Origin of the sequence: Nocardia sp. NPDC058518, assembly GCF_042719655.1 — a bacterium.
In the GTDB taxonomy this organism is placed as follows: Bacteria; Actinomycetota; Actinomycetes; order Mycobacteriales; family Mycobacteriaceae; genus Nocardia.
In genome coordinates, this window is sequence record NZ_JBHXNJ010000014.1 from 187,523 (window position 1) to 202,104 (window position 14,582).

Here is a 14,582-nt window from a genome sequence, read left to right on the forward strand (position 1 = left end):
ACCCGTGACCGAACGTGCTCGTCCCCATATCGGCCCCGACTACCTGGTCGCGGGCCGCTACCGCCTGCAGTCCAAGCTGGGCGGGGGTGGCATGGGTGCGGTCTGGCTCGCGACCGATCGGTTGCTGAACCGGGAAGTCGCGATCAAGCAGGTGCTGTCCACCGCGGGACTGAGCGCGGCCGAGGCCGAGCGAATCCGCAGCAGCATCGTGCACGAGGGCCGGGTGGCCGCCAAGCTCTCGCACATCCACGCCGTCGCCGTGCACGACGTGGTGATCGAGGCGGGCGAGCCGTGGCTCGTCATGGAGTACTTACCCTCGCGCAGCGTGGCCAAGGCGCTCGCGCTGGTCGACACGCTGCCCGCGGTCGAGGTCGCCCAGATCGGCGCGCAGGTGGCCGACGCGCTCGCCGCCGCCCACGCCGCGGGCATCGTGCACCGCGATATCAAGCCGGGCAACATCCTCGTCGCCGACCGCGGCAACAGTGTGGGCCTGGCCAAACTCAGCGACTTCGGCATCTCGCGCGGCGCGGGCGACACCCAGGGTGACGAACCCGACGGTGTGATCACCGGCACCCCCGCCTACCTCCCGCCCGAGGTCGCGCGCGGCGCCCGGCCCACCGAGGCCAGCGACGTGTTCTCCCTCGGCGCCACCCTCTACACCGCACTCGAAGGTCAGCCGCCGTTCGGTTTCGACTCCGACGAGCACGACGTCGTCGCCGCGGCCGCGATGGGCCGGATCATCCCGCCCACCCGCAGCGGCATCCTCACCCAGCCGATCCTGCACATGCTCGAGCCCGCGCCCCAGCGTCGCCCGACCATGGCCGAGGCCCGCGACGAAATCCTCACCGCCGCCTTCGGCCCCGGCACCGGCGCCTACATCCTCGGTGTGCCGCTGCGCACCGAGGACGGCACCATTCCCGCCTGGTCCACCCGCAACTCCGCCAGCGGCCTGCGTAGCCCCAACTCCTCGCCCCTCCCGCGCCCGCACCGCGCACCGCTCGCCGCTACCGCCGCACCCCAGCAGCGCAGCGGCGGCTTCATCGACAACCTCCCTAACGGCGCCCCCCTCGCCATCGGCGCCGGCGTCCTGATCGGCCTGATCATCCTGATCGCGATCATCATCGCCGCGATGTGATCATTCGATCCGTCGACGGTGTGCCCAGCGGGTCAGCGCATTGCGATTGGACTGCTGGGTTTTCCGGAGCACATTCGACGCGTGCGTCTCGACGGTCTTCACCGAGATGAACAAGGATTCGGCGATCTCCCGATAGGTGTAACCACGCGCCAGCAAGCGCAGCACCTCCAGCTCACGCGGGGTGAGCGAGTCCAATTCGGGATCGAGTGGCGGCTCGGGAACCGGTGAGCGCCCGGTGAACGAGTCGAGCACGAACCCGGCCAGCCGCGGGCTGAACACCGCGTCCCCACCCGCGACCCGGCGGATACCGTCGGCCAGCTCGGCACCGGAAATCGTCTTGGTGACATATCCGCGCGCCCCCGCCCGGATCACCGCGATCACATCCTCGGCCGCGTCGGACACGCTCAGCGCCAAACACACCGGCCCCGCGGCGATCCCGCTCAGCACCGCCACCCCACCGCCATCGGGCATGTGCACATCCAGCAGCACCACGTCCGGCTTCGCGGCATCGATCCCCGCGACCGCCTCGGCCACCGCCCCGGCCTCGCCGACGACCTCCATATCGGTCTCCCGGCTCAGCTCGGCTCGCACCCCCGAGCGGAAGACCGCGTGATCGTCGACCAAGAACACCCGCACACTCACTACAAGACTCCTCATTCGAACCGTCTCGATCGACCTGCTGTCATCGGTACCACACCGCGGTGTCCGGGCGCCGAAATCGACTCCGGTTCGGTGCGATCGCGCGCTCAGCGATCGGTGGGAAGGTCCCGCGCCGACTCGCGGTCATCGGGGCGCGGTGCGGTGGCAGGCTCGTCGTCGCCCGCGACCTCGTCCGGCTCGGAGGTCCCGGAGTCGGTGCGCGGCATGACGATCCGCACCTCGGTGCCGCGCCCGAGGGTCGAGTCGATCTCGGCGGTGCCGCCGCGGCGCTCGATCCTGGCGCAGATCGACTTGGCCACCCCGCGCCGGTCTGAAGGCACCGCCGACACGTCGAAACCGGCGCCGCGGTCGCGCACGAAGATGCTCACCTGGTGGGGTTCGGTCTCGGCGAACAGGTCGATCTCGGGGACGTCGGCGTGTTTGGCGGCGTTGACAAGTGCCTCACGGGTGGCGCCGAGCAGGGCGGTGAAATGTTCCTTGGGCAGGCCGGCGCCGGTGTCGCCGGGGTCCATCGCGACATCGCCGACGGTGACCGGGGTGACCTTCACGCCGTGCTGGTCCTCCACCTCGCCCGCGATGGTGCGCAGCGCGGTGGCCAGGCTGGACTGGGCGGGTGCGGTGTCGTCGAAGAGCCACTTACGCAGTTCGCGCTCCTGGCTGCGGGCCAGGCGAAGCACCTCCTGGGGGTCTTCGGCCTGACGCTGGATCAGCGCGAGCGTTTGCAGCACCGAATCGTGCAGATGGGAGGCGATTTCCTCACGTTCCTCATTGCGGATGCGGGCGCCGCGCTCGGCATTGAGCGCGCGGACCATGCGCAACCACAGCGGCACCGTGAGCAGACCCGCGCCGACCAGGGTGACCGCCACCGCGATCAGCGCCGACCCGAGCGAACTGAGATCGATCCTGGCCAGCACCACCACACCGAGGCCGACCACGATCAGCGTCGCCCCGGCCACGATGCGCGACCAGGTGACCACCGAGGGTCGCGCGGGCAACCCGAACAGGGCTCGCGGTCCCGGTGCCGCGACATCGTATTCGCGCCACACCAGCGCAGCGCCGACCGCGACCACCACGATCGGCGCGATCACCTTCGCCGCGGTCCCCTGGAACAGCCACCCCACCGTCACCGCGAGCCCGAGTCCGAGCAGGGCGAGTCCGATCGCCTGCCTGCGCTCGTCACCGGTCGGTTTCACGGCGTCCGCGCCACCAGGAGTGAAGATCCACAGCAGCCCGTACGCCACCAGCCCCGCACCGACCAGCGCGGACAGCAGCACGAACGCCAGCCGCACCTTGATCACATCGACGCCGAGATGGTCGGCCAGACCACCCGCGACACCCCCGACCACCCGTCCACCGCTGCGACGGACCAGACGCGGGGTCTCGGGCACCGGCGCGCCCATCGGCTCAGGACCGGGAACGGGCAGCATGGGCCGATAGCCGCGAGGCACGCCATAGCCCTGCGGATACGGCGTGTAACCCGGCGCGGTCCGGTACTGCGGCGGCGGGACGTATTGCTGCGGCGGCCCATAAACCACCGGCTCACCCCCGAACGCGCGCTCTACGAAACGGTGCGGACCGCGCAGCCGATGCCCACCGAACCGCGGATTCGCCGCAGCCCCCGGCCCCTCGGCGGGCCCTGCGGGATCACCCGGTCGAAACCCTTGCGCACCCATCGGCGCACGACCTGCCGCCGCTCCGTTGCCGCCCGCGCCGGCCACAGGCCGGTAGGCGGGGGCGGCGCTCGGGCCGGCCGGATCTCGGTTGGCGTTGTTCCCTGGGACATTGCCGTACCCGTGGGGGTACCCCTGGGTGGCGTCGCGAGCGGGAACAGACGGATCCATGCTCTCGATAGTGGCACGCGGGACGGGGTGCCGACATCAGGAAAGTCCCTGATCTCGTCCCCGATGTCGGCGATCCGACGCTGACCTGGGCAGGGACCTGTCCGGTCCGGACAAAAACAATGCTCTACCTGGGTGTATGTCGGATCCGGTGACAGACGGGAACGGCGATGCCGGACGCCGGACCGGAAACCTGGCGAAAGGGTCCTCAACAGGCCCTTTAAGCCGATGCAAGGTCGCTCCGAAAGCCCGGCCGCAGAGGCTTTCCTACGTTGATGGCAGGCCGGAATTGCGGCCGCCGCTTCAGGGGAGGAACTGAGTGAACATCATCACCACCGTGCTGGGTGCCGCCACTATCGGACTGAGCACCATCGGGATGACACCGATCGCTTCGGCGACGCCGATGGCACCGCACGAGAAGACCTATCACGGACCCGCCGGCTTCGAACTCACCCTCGGCCATACCGAGGAGTCCTACCGGCTGGTCCCCCCGCTCAACGCGATGCCGACCAATCGCGAGGTGTTTCTCGACAACACCGCCTACGTCACCGCACCGCCCGGCGCGACCGGTGAGATCACCTCCGGCTATCTCGTCGCCTGCGCGGTGGACCTGACCCTGTCGGTCGGGCTCGACGGCGGCATCTCGGTGGACGCGGGGGCAACCGTCGGATTCGGCTCGTCCGGTCCCGACGCGTCGGCCGACATCGGTCCGTCGATCTCGGCCGGTATCGATCTGAGCCTGTCGCTCGCGCCGGGCGAGATCAAGAAGATCGATGTGGGATCGATGGCCCTCGGTGCGGGCACCACCTATCTGGTGAACCGTGACTTCCATCTGATGGTGGGCAACTGCGGTGGGCCGCTCAATGTCTATTCGTGGGCGACGGTCACCGCGAGCACCGGACAGGTGAGCGCCACCAACTCGATCTTCGGCGACACCATGTTCCTGTGAGCCGACCCGGGACCCGGCAACTCGCCGGGTCCCGGTCGAGCCGAATACCATGACCCTCGGTCGTTTTCATCGAACGGGGGGTTCATTGACCACCAGTGATACGCAGAGTTGTTCGCCGCGAGCGCATTTCGCCCAGCGGTTCGCCGAACTCTATGCCGCAGCGGGCAACCCGACCTTGCGCCGGGTCGCCACGGCCACCGAACGGCGGATGCGCGGCGCCCAGGCGGGCACACCGTCACCGCAGCGGATCAGTGATTGGAAGGCCGGGCGCAATGTGCCCGCTCGCTTCGAATCGCTGCTGCCGGTGGTTCTCACGCTCGTCGAGATGACCGAGAAGTCCCAGCGCGACCTGCCGCGCACACTGGCCGACCCGCACGAATGGCGACGGCTGTGGCAGGAGTCGGTCACCTGGACCGCGGCCGCGGGCGACGGCGAGACCTGCCCCTACCCCGGCCTGCGGGCCTATCTACCCGAGGAGCACACCATGTTCTTCGGACGCGAGCAGGCCACCGCCGAATTCGTCGAACTGGTCCGCGCCACCACCGGCATCGTCGTACTGATCGGCGCGTCGGGCGCGGGCAAGTCCTCGCTGCTGGCGGCGGGCCTGCGACCGGCGATCGACCTGCCCGCCGCCACCATGACACCGGGCGCGACGCCGACCGCCGGACTCGCCGCGACGCTGACCGACGACCTGCGGGTCCTGATCGTCGACCAGTTCGAGGAACTGTTCACCCTGTGCCAGGACGAGGCCGAACGGGTGGCATTCCTGGCGGCGCTGGCCGCCCTGCCCGATGCACTGACGGTCGTGCTGGCGCTGCGTGCCGATTTCTACGAACAATGCCTGCACTATCCGGTATTGCGGAACGGCTTGCAGCGCAACAACTATCTCCTCGGCGCGATGTCCATGGACGAGGTGTCGCACGCGATCACCGGACCAGCGGCCGCCGCCGGCCTCACCCTCGAACCAGGTCTGGAAGAGCTGGTACTCACCGAACTACGTGGGCTCGGCGGGCACCTCAGCACCGATGGCTACGACCCCGGCGCGCTGCCGCTGCTGTCACACGTGATGGCCGCGACCTGGCAGCAACGCGAAGGCCGCAAACTCACCGTCGCCGGTTACCGCAAGACCGGCGGGGTGGCCGGGTCGGTCGCCGAGACCGCCGAACTCGCCTGGAGCGAGCTCACTACGGCGCAGCAGAACGCCGCGCAGGAGTTGCTCGGCTCGCTCGTCACGGTCGGGCAGGACGCGCGCGACACCAGACGAACCGTCGACCGCGCCGAATTGCTGGGCCGCAGCGGTGATCCCGACGCCACGGCGGAAGCACTGGAAGTGCTCGCGGCCAGCAGGCTGATCGCCCTCGACGCGGGCTCGGTGCAGTTCTCCCATGAAATCGTGCTGACCGCATGGCCCCGGCTGCGCGGCTGGATCGACACCGACCGGGTCGGCCACCTGGTCCGGCAGCGGCTCGAGCACGATGCGGCCGAATGGGCAGCGGCGGGCCATGATTCGGCGCTGCTGTATCGCGGCACCCGGCTCGACAGCGCGAGCGAGCACACCGGAGGTGCCCCGATCAGTCCGCGGGTGCGTACCTTCTTAGCGGCCTCACGGCGGGCCGTCCGGATCGGTGGGCGCCGTCGGATCGGGGCGATCGTGGTGGTGCTCGCGCTGCTTGCCACCGGTGTGATCGCCGTCGACCGCGGCAGGCTCGCCGATCAGCGCGCACTGGATCGCGACTACGCCGAACTCGTGGCCGCCTCCCAACGAACCAGAGTCAGCGACCCGTCGTTGTCGACGCAGTTTCTGCTGGCCGCCTATCGAATTCGTCCCGACGTATCGACCCGTACCCAGCTGTTGAACAGCCAAGACTCGCCGCTTGTCGCCGCTGTACCCGCTCACAATCGTGGCGTGAAAAAGTTGGCCCTCCGGCCGGCCGACAAACTACTCGTCTCGATCGACTACGACCGCGACACAGCCTTCTGGAATATTCACGATCCCACCCGGCCGCAACGCCTCGTCACCGAGTTCGGGACGAAGCTCGACGAACTCGTCTTCATCCCGGGCAGCACCGATGCGGTCACCATCGGACCCGCCGGTATCCAGCTGTGGGATCTCGCTCGCCCCGAGTCCCCCCGACTGATCCACACGCTCGAGACCATCGACCGGGTCGACGCGATCGCTGTCGATCCGAGTGGAACGCGGCTCGCCGTGGTCGCTCCGTCGACGCTTGCCCTCTGGGACATCCGTGATCGGTCACGCCCATCGCGCACGGTCACGCGATCGCTGCACGGTGGCGACATTCACGCCCCCGATGCCCCTGTGCTCATCGTCAGGGCCGTATTCAGCCCGGACAGCACTGTCCTCGCCGTCGGCGCCATCACGGTCGACGCCGCGATTGCTGACACCGTGCAGCTGTGGGATATCCGCGGGCCCGCGACCGCGCGCCCCGCCGCGCCACCGATCTCCACGGTGAGCGGCGACCATCTCCAAGACTTTGCCCTCAGTCCGGACGGCACCCGCCTGGCCGTGGGGACCTACGGATCGAAGAGCCGCAACACCGCATCGTCGAGCCGAGTCGAGTTATGGGAAATCACCGACCCACATCACCCACGCACCTACGGCGCACCGATCCGAGTCGACAACGATGTGCTGGGCTCGATCGTGTTCCACGAGGACGGGAACCTGCTCGCCGCCGGCTCCGACAAGCACGGGCGGCTGTGGAACATCGCGGACCCGACGCAGCCCGTTCAGGTCGGGCCCGACCTCTCGGTGCGTCCCGTCGCCTGTCCGCTGGCACCAGCCTCCGCCTGTAGCGGCGGACCGAGGTCGATGGTTTTCCTCCCGGGCGAACCGATACTCCTCGGAGCCGGAAACGACGGGATGCTGAAAACGTGGACGCTGCCGCCCTCGGCGATCGACAAGATTCCCGGAACACCCCCTACTCCGGTGTTCGACCGAACCGGCGATCGGATGGCAATGCGGTCCTGGGCCGACGACGTGACGGTCTGGGACACCACCGACGCGCGTCGCCCTGTCCGGTTGTCCACCATCCCTGGGTCGCCAGAGCAGTCGAATGTCACGCTGAGTCCGGACGGGCGCACCCTATCCATGCACGACTCGGACGGCGGTCGGCGAATCGTCTTCGACCTCGACGACCCGCGCCACCCGCGACCACTGCCCGACTGGCCGACCGAGGGCGCCGACCGATCAACGGTGAAGGGCGATCGGATGCTGCTGACCTTCGAGAACTCAGTACAGATGTGGGACGTCAGCGACCGGGCCGCACCGGCGCCCCTCGGCCCACCGATCACCGCAACGGCCGGAACGGTCTTCTTCAGCGACTCCAGCCCCGACGGAACCCGCGTCGAAGTAATACTCGTCGACCCGGTTGTCTTCGCCGGCAACGAAAGCAGCCCACGACAGGACGCCATTCGCCAAATCTGGAATCTGGACGATCCGATGCACCCCCGCTTGGTCACCGAGAACGAAACCGACCTGCGCCAGTTCTATCAGCCGTCGCAGTTCCTGCCTGACAATCGGACCATCGCTGTCCTCGAGTCCGGCAAGTTCGGGCTCTCGGATGTCGACGCCCCCGACACGTTCACGCCGCTGACCACCGACACTCCCACCGAGGGGAGTCAATTCAGCCAGGTGTCCGCCGCAGCCGACAGCTCGAAGCTGGCGATATCGAGCGACGACGGCACGACCGACCTGTGGAACCTCGACGATCCACACGCACCACGCAAACACAGCGGCCCGATCGGTCTCATCGATGGACAGTATCGGTGGGCGACCATGCACCCACGCGGCGAACAACTCGTGATCATCGCCGAAACCGGTCTGCTCGAGGTGTGGGACCTCGACGCGGAGGCTGTGGCCGCACGAATCTGCGCGGCCACCGGCGAACTCACCGAAGCGGTCTGGCGCAGCTACGTCGCGAACGTCCCCTACCGCTCCCCCTGCCCCTGAACCCGGGAAATTCTCAGGGTTACCCCCGATGTGCGAAAGGGGTGGCTCGGCACACCATGGATGGCATGAGCAGAACGAGCTTCGCCGACCAGGTTCACCAGATGTGGCAGACGCGGCCCGTCCGGCTGCCTCGGCAGGGGCCGATCGCCGGTGTCGCGGCGGGGTTCGGGTTGCGGTACGGGGTGGATCCCGTGCTCGTGCGGGTGGCCTTCGTGGTGTCGACGATCTTCGGTGGGGCCGGGATCATGCTGTACCTGCTGGCCTGGCTGGTGCTGGGGTCGGCGGGGAACGAGGTGTCGGCGGCGCAGGCCTTGTCGACGCACAATCGGGGGTCGCATTCGCAGACCAAGACCATCGTGCTGATCGTCGCGCTGGCTATCGCCGTGTCGGCCATGGGACCGATCGGGCTGGGGATGGGCGGGGGCGGGGTCGTCAGCCTTGGGCTGATGCTCGCCGGCTGGTGGATGCTGTACCTGCGTCATCCCGAGCTGCCTGCGGGGTTCGATGCCTACCGCGCGCCGCTCGGCACGACAGGCTATCCGGGTGCGGGCTACCCGACCGGTGCCCCGGTGCGCGGCTACCCGTTCAACCCGGAGATGCCGACGTCGGGGATGTACACGCCCTACACCAAACTCCCCGACGCCTACGTCCCCGATCCGGCGCCCGCCCATGCGGAAACCCGCACGGCCACCGCCGAATCCACCCCACTGTTGCGGGTCGACGCCGCCGAGACGGTCGTGCTGCACAAGGACATCGCCGAAACAGCCGACACCACTTCGGATTCGGTCGACACCGCCCGGATCACGGTGACACCGGCCGAATCCAGCGAGCCCGATTCGGCACGCGAAGTCTCCGACGGGGCGGACACGCCGGCTTCGGACGCACCGCAAGCCGATGCGAGCCCGAGCGAATCGACCGCGGATCAGGTTCGTCCGGTGGATGACTCGGCCGCGCACATCGATCTCGGCAAGCGTGCGGACAGCCCGAAATCCCCTGAAGCCGAGGAGACCGGCACCACCGCGATTCTGTACAAGAATCTCCCCGGAACCATCTCTCCCGCACCGGAACCCCCTCGCATCAACGCGCAGGTGCCCAACGGCTGGGACCCGCTCGCCGTCGCACCGCTGGCCTGGGAGCTCCCGGAAGCAGCGCCCCGCTACGCGCCCGTAGCACCACTGCCCGCACCGAAACGTCCACGTTCCCGGCTGACCCCGGTCACCATCGGCCTGGCGATCCTCGCCGCGGCGCTGGCGGGCGCCGCAGCGGCATCGGGCGTCGAATGGATGACCCCCGCGCGAATCGCCGCCTTCGCACTCGCCGTGGTCGGACTCGGCCTCGTCGCGGGCGCGTTCCTGCGGCGCGGGTACGGACTGCTGGTACTCACCGCCCCGCTGGCCGGATTCGTGGTGCTCGCCTCGCTGATCGGGCCGATCGACTTCGAGAACAACGGCGCCGTCGGCGACCGCGTCTGGGCACCGACCTCGGTGACCGAACTGCAGCCGCGCTACGCCCTCGACATCGGTTCGGGCACGCTGGATCTGCGTGGCCTGACCCTCACCGAGTCCCGCAGCGTCGAAGTCGCGGTGAACATCGGTGACGCGAAAGTGCACCTGCCCGAAGGGATGACAGTGAACACGACATGTGACATCCGAGTAGCCGATTCGACCTGCACGGAAGGGCGCAGCGGACCGGACACCCCCGGTGCGCCCGTTCTCGACCTGAAGATCAAGATGCACCTCGGCGATGTGGAGGTGACCCGTGGCTGAGCGCAACAGCGTCGAGACCCGGCGCCGACCGGCGTTCCCCCTGCTGACCATCGGCCTGATCGCACTCGCGGTGAGCGTCTGGGCACTGCTCGGCGGGCCGACCCCCGACGGCGGCGGGATCCTGCCCATCGGCTGGGGCGTGGTGATCGCGGCCATCGTCATCGGCCTGCTGCTCACGCTGACCCCGAGCCGCAAACACCACTGACCGAAGGACAACCCCCGGAAACCAGCAATGGCCCGTCATCGTGACGGGCCATTGCTGTGTACGGGACCAGTTGAAAGACAAGGGCAATGGACAAACCCGATAGGCAACCGGAAACCCCACTGGCGAAGGTCCTGCCGCCTGCCACCCACCGGCCGCACAGCGGCGGCTTCCTCCTGGGCAGACTGCTGTTCACCCAGGCGGCGCTACCGCCACGGCCGGCTCAGTGAATCACTCCCACTCGATGGTGCCCGGCGGCTTGCTCGTCACGTCGAGGACCACGCGGTTGACCTCGGCCACCTCGTTGGTGATGCGCGTGGAGATACGCTCCAGCACGTCGTAGGGCAGCCGGGTCCAGTCCGCGGTCATCGCGTCCTCGCTCGACACCGGACGCAGCACGATCGGGTGACCGTAGGTGCGGCCGTCGCCCTGCACACCGACCGAGCGCACGTCGGCGAGCAACACGACCGGGCACTGCCAGATCTGCTTGTCCAGACCGGCGGCGGTGAGCTCCTCGCGGGCGATGGCGTCGGCCTGGCGGAGCAGCTCGAGCCGGTCGGCGGTCACCTCACCGACGATGCGGATCGCGAGACCCGGACCGGGGAACGGCTGGCGCGCAACGATTTCCTCGGGCAGGCCCAGCTCACGGCCGACCGCGCGGACCTCGTCCTTGAACAGCAGGCGCAGCGGCTCGACCAGGTCGAACTCGAGGTCGTCGGGCAGGCCACCGACATTGTGGTGGCTCTTGATGTTCGCGGTGCCCGTGCCGCCGCCGGATTCGACGACGTCCGGGTACAGGGTGCCCTGGACCAGGTATTCGACCTTCGGGGCGCTGCCCGCGGCCGCACCCTCTTCGGTGACGATGCCGGCGACCGCGTCCTCGAAGGAGCGGATGAACTCGCGCCCGATGATCTTGCGCTTCTCCTCGGGATCGGAGACGCCCTTCAGCTCACCGAGGAACTTGTCCACCGCGTCGACGGTCACCAGCTTGGCACCGGTCGCGGCGACGAAGTCCTGCTGGACCTGCTCGCGTTCACCGGCCCGCAGCAGACCGTGGTCGACGAACACACAGGTGAGCCGGTCACCGATCGCGCGCTGCACCAGCGCGGCGGCGACGGCGGAGTCGACACCACCGGACAGACCACAGATGGCGTGGCCGTCACCGATCTGCTCGCGCACGCTCTCGATCAGCGACTCGGCGATATTGGCCGGGGTCCACTGCGCGGGGATGCCCGCCAGGTCGTGCAGGAAGCGGCTGAGCACCTGCTGGCCGTGCGGGGAGTGCAGCACCTCGGGGTGGTACTGGACGCCTGCGAGCCGACGCGCGCGATCCTCGAACGCGGCGACGGGGGCGCCCGCGGTGGTGCCGGTGACCTCGAAGCCCTCGGGGGCATCGGTCACCGCGTCACCGTGCGACATCCACACCGGCTGGATGGTCGGCAGGCCGCCGTGCAGCACACCGCCGTCGATGTTCAGTTCGGTGCGGCCGTATTCGCGGGTGCCGGTGTGCGACACCGTGCCGCCGAGCGCCTGCGCCATCGCCTGGAAGCCGTAGCAGATGCCGAACACGGGCACGCCGAGATCGAACAGCCGCGCGTCGAGTTGCGGTGCGCCCTCGGCATACACGCTCGACGGACCACCGGACAGGATCACGGCAAGCGGCTGCTTGTCGGCGATCTCTTCCACTGTCATCGTGTGGGGAATCACCTCGGAGAACACCCGCGCCTCACGCACCCGTCGGGCGATCAGCTGGGCGTACTGCGCGCCGAAGTCGACGACGAGGACCGGTCTCTGAGTATCTGCCACCGCCACAGTTTAGTGACGGGGTACGACGAGCAAGCATCGGGCATCGCCGGAGCCGGACGCGCGGTAGTGACTGGGCACGACGCACCCCCAATATTGGGCGTGGCGCGGTGGCTCTGGCTATCCTCGTGCTCGTGCCATTCGCCCGCGCGATCGATGCCGACATCTACTACGAGGACAGCGGTGGCACGGGTCCGGTGGTGTTGCTCGCCCACGAATTCTTCATGGATCGCACGATGTTCGCCTCGCAGCAGGCCGCACTCGCTCCCGAATTCCGGATCGTCGCCTGGGACGCGCGCGGTCACGGCCGCACCAAAGACCAGCGATTGCCCTTCACCTACTGGACCGCGGCGCGTGACGCGCTGACCGTGCTCGACTCGATCGGCGCCGAACGCGCGATCGTCGGCGGAACAGCGCAAGGGGGCTTCACAGCATTGCGGACCGCGCTGGTCGCGCCGGAACGGGTCGCCGCGCTGATCTTGATCAGCACCGAGGCGCACGGGCCGACGCTGGAACAGTCCACCGCCACCCAGCGGTTCCTCGACGAGTGGCACGACCGCAGCTCCCGCGAGGAAGCCGCGGGCCGCCTGGCCGACTGGCTCATCGGCGACGACACCTGGTACCGCGACATCTGGACCCGCCGCTGGGTCGGCGACGCCCACAGCGGGCTCGACGCCGCCGTCGGCTGCCTGCTCGGGCGCGATTCGGTACTCGACCGGCTGCGCGAGATCACCTGCCCGGCACTGATCATCCACGCCACGCAGAGCGGTATCGCGGGCGATCGGGCCCGCACGCTGGCCGACGGGCTCACCGCCTCCACCTTCGTGGAGATCGATGGCGCCCGCCTTGCCGTCACGATGACCCACCCGGAACCGGTCAATACCGCGATCTCCCGGTTCCTGAAGGATCGGGTCTCACTGACCCACGTTCGCTAGCGCCAGGCGCTTCAGCGGACGCTGAGCCCGACCTTCTGGAATTCCTTGAGGTCGGAGTAGCCGGCCTTGGCCATCGACCGGCGCAGGCCGCCGACCAGGTTCAGCGAGCCGAACGGGTCGTCGGAGGGGCCGTAGAGCACGCGCTCGAGGCTCGGGCGGGTCACCGCGCCGTCGGGGCCGTCGAGCCAGGCCTCGTCGACCGGCAGGAACGAACCGCGCGGCACCGAGGGGTGCGCGGTGGCCGAGGGCCAGTACCAGCCGCGACCGGGCGCCTCGGCCGAGGCCGACAGCGGCACACCGAGCATCACGGCGTCGGCACCGCAGGCGATGGCCTTGGCCAGCTGACCCGAGGTGGCCACATCGCCATCGGCGATGACGTGCACGTAGCGGCCGCCGGTCTCGTCGAGGTAATCGCGACGGGCCGCGGCCGCATCGGCGATCGCGGTCGCCATCGGGACACCGATGCCGAGCACCTCGCCGGTGGTGGTGGCGCCGGGGAACGAGCCGTAGCCGACGATCACGCCCGCCGCACCGGTGCGCATCAGGTGCAGGGCGGTGCGGTGATCGCTCACGCCACCGGCCACGACCGGCACATCCAGCTCGGCGATGAAGGTCTTGAGGTTGAGCGGCTCATCGCCACCGACGTGCTCGGCGGAGATGATGGTGCCCTGCACGACCAGCAGGTCGACGCCTGCCTGGAGCAGCGCGGGGGTCAGCGCGCGGGCGTTCTGCGGGCTCACGCGCACCGAGGTGGTCACCCCGGCCGCACGGACCTGCGCGACGGCGGCGGCCAGCAGATCGGGCTGCATCGGCGCGGCGTGCAGTTCCTGCAGCAGCGAGATGGCCTTTTCGTAACCCCCCTTGTCGACCAGATCCAGCAGCTGGTCGATCTTCGCCTGCACGTCGGCGTGGCGCGCCCAGAGGCCCTCGCCGTTGATCACACCGAGGCCACCCTGGCGGCCCAGCTCGATCGCGAACTCGGGCGAGACCAGCGCGTCGGTGGGGTGCGCGAGCACCGGGATCTCGAAACGGTAGGCGTCGAGCTGCCAGGCCAACGAGACCAGCTTCGACGACCGCGTCCGCCGCGAGGGCACGATATCGACGTCGTCGAGCTCATAGGTCCGACGGGCGACCCTGCCCATACCGATTTCGACCATGTCACGCACAGTTGCTCCCTGTGTTCGGGCGCGCGTGTGCGCGCGTTTTCGCAGACCTGACGGACTGCATGGCTGTGGGGGGGGGGGGGCGCGGGTGGGGCCCGCGCGCCAGGAGAATGTTATACTCACTGCGGCACGGGTTGTGGGGGGGGGTGCGACAGAGCGTGTGT

General features: G+C 69.0%; 11 protein-coding genes. 7 read left to right on the forward strand and 4 right to left on the reverse strand.

Annotated features, from left to right (window positions below; genetic code table 11):
* The first annotated feature begins 4 nt into the window (after positions 1–4).
* Positions 5–1,135, forward strand: coding sequence for a serine/threonine-protein kinase (locus tag ACFWPX_RS23470; protein WP_378921945.1), 1,131 nt, complete (start codon positions 5–7; stop codon positions 1,133–1,135).
* Here ACFWPX_RS23470 and ACFWPX_RS23475 read toward each other — a convergent pair whose 3' ends face one another.
* Together ACFWPX_RS23475 and ACFWPX_RS23480 are read right to left on the reverse strand one after the other, a co-directional pair.
* Complete coding sequence (locus ACFWPX_RS23475; RefSeq protein WP_378929110.1) at positions 1,136–1,771, reverse strand: response regulator; 636 nt, start codon at positions 1,769–1,771, stop codon at positions 1,136–1,138.
* Between the two features lie 110 nt (positions 1,772–1,881).
* Entirely contained in the window at positions 1,882–3,222 is a 1,341-nt protein-coding gene (locus ACFWPX_RS23480) for a PspC domain-containing protein (protein ID WP_378929111.1), read from the reverse strand.
* A gap of 730 nt (positions 3,223–3,952) precedes the next feature.
* Between ACFWPX_RS23480 and ACFWPX_RS23485 the strand changes: the two genes are divergently transcribed.
* From ACFWPX_RS23485 to ACFWPX_RS23505, 5 genes are all read left to right on the forward strand, one after another.
* Positions 3,953–4,582 carry an MspA family porin gene (locus tag ACFWPX_RS23485; protein ID WP_378929092.1) on the forward strand — a complete coding sequence of 210 codons (630 nt, stop codon included), beginning with the start codon at positions 3,953–3,955 and terminating at the stop codon, positions 4,580–4,582.
* Between the two features lie 85 nt (positions 4,583–4,667).
* Positions 4,668–8,549: a WD40 repeat domain-containing protein gene (locus tag ACFWPX_RS23490; protein WP_378929093.1), complete on the forward strand. Its 3,882-nt coding sequence runs from the start codon at positions 4,668–4,670 to the stop codon at positions 8,547–8,549.
* Between the two features lie 65 nt (positions 8,550–8,614).
* Entirely contained in the window at positions 8,615–10,315 is a 1,701-nt protein-coding gene (locus tag ACFWPX_RS23495; RefSeq protein ID WP_378929094.1) for a PspC domain-containing protein, read from the forward strand.
* Positions 10,308–10,520 carry a hypothetical protein gene (locus ACFWPX_RS23500; RefSeq protein ID WP_378921935.1) on the forward strand — a complete coding sequence of 71 codons (213 nt, stop codon included), beginning with the start codon at positions 10,308–10,310 and terminating at the stop codon, positions 10,518–10,520. Before ACFWPX_RS23495 ends, ACFWPX_RS23500 begins: the two co-directional genes overlap by 8 nt.
* Positions 10,521–10,606: 86 nt before the next feature.
* Entirely contained in the window at positions 10,607–10,747 is a 141-nt protein-coding gene (locus ACFWPX_RS23505; protein WP_378929095.1) for a hypothetical protein, read from the forward strand.
* A 1-nt stretch (position 10,748) separates the two neighbouring features.
* On the opposite strand, the gene guaA is transcribed toward ACFWPX_RS23505, so the two are convergent.
* A complete protein-coding gene (guaA, locus tag ACFWPX_RS23510) occupies positions 10,749–12,323 on the reverse strand; it encodes a glutamine-hydrolyzing GMP synthase (RefSeq protein ID WP_378921931.1) in 1,575 nt (524 codons plus the stop codon).
* A 131-nt stretch (positions 12,324–12,454) separates the two neighbouring features.
* Between guaA and ACFWPX_RS23515 the strand changes: the two genes are divergently transcribed.
* On the forward strand, positions 12,455–13,255 hold the full coding sequence (locus tag ACFWPX_RS23515) for an alpha/beta fold hydrolase (RefSeq protein WP_378921929.1): 801 nt from the start codon (positions 12,455–12,457) through the stop codon (positions 13,253–13,255).
* A gap of 11 nt (positions 13,256–13,266) precedes the next feature.
* Here the strand turns inward: ACFWPX_RS23515 and ACFWPX_RS23520 are convergent, their stop codons facing one another.
* Positions 13,267–14,421 carry a GuaB3 family IMP dehydrogenase-related protein gene (locus ACFWPX_RS23520; RefSeq protein WP_378929096.1) on the reverse strand — a complete coding sequence of 385 codons (1,155 nt, stop codon included), beginning with the start codon at positions 14,419–14,421 and terminating at the stop codon, positions 13,267–13,269.
* Positions 14,422–14,582 lie beyond the last annotated feature (161 nt).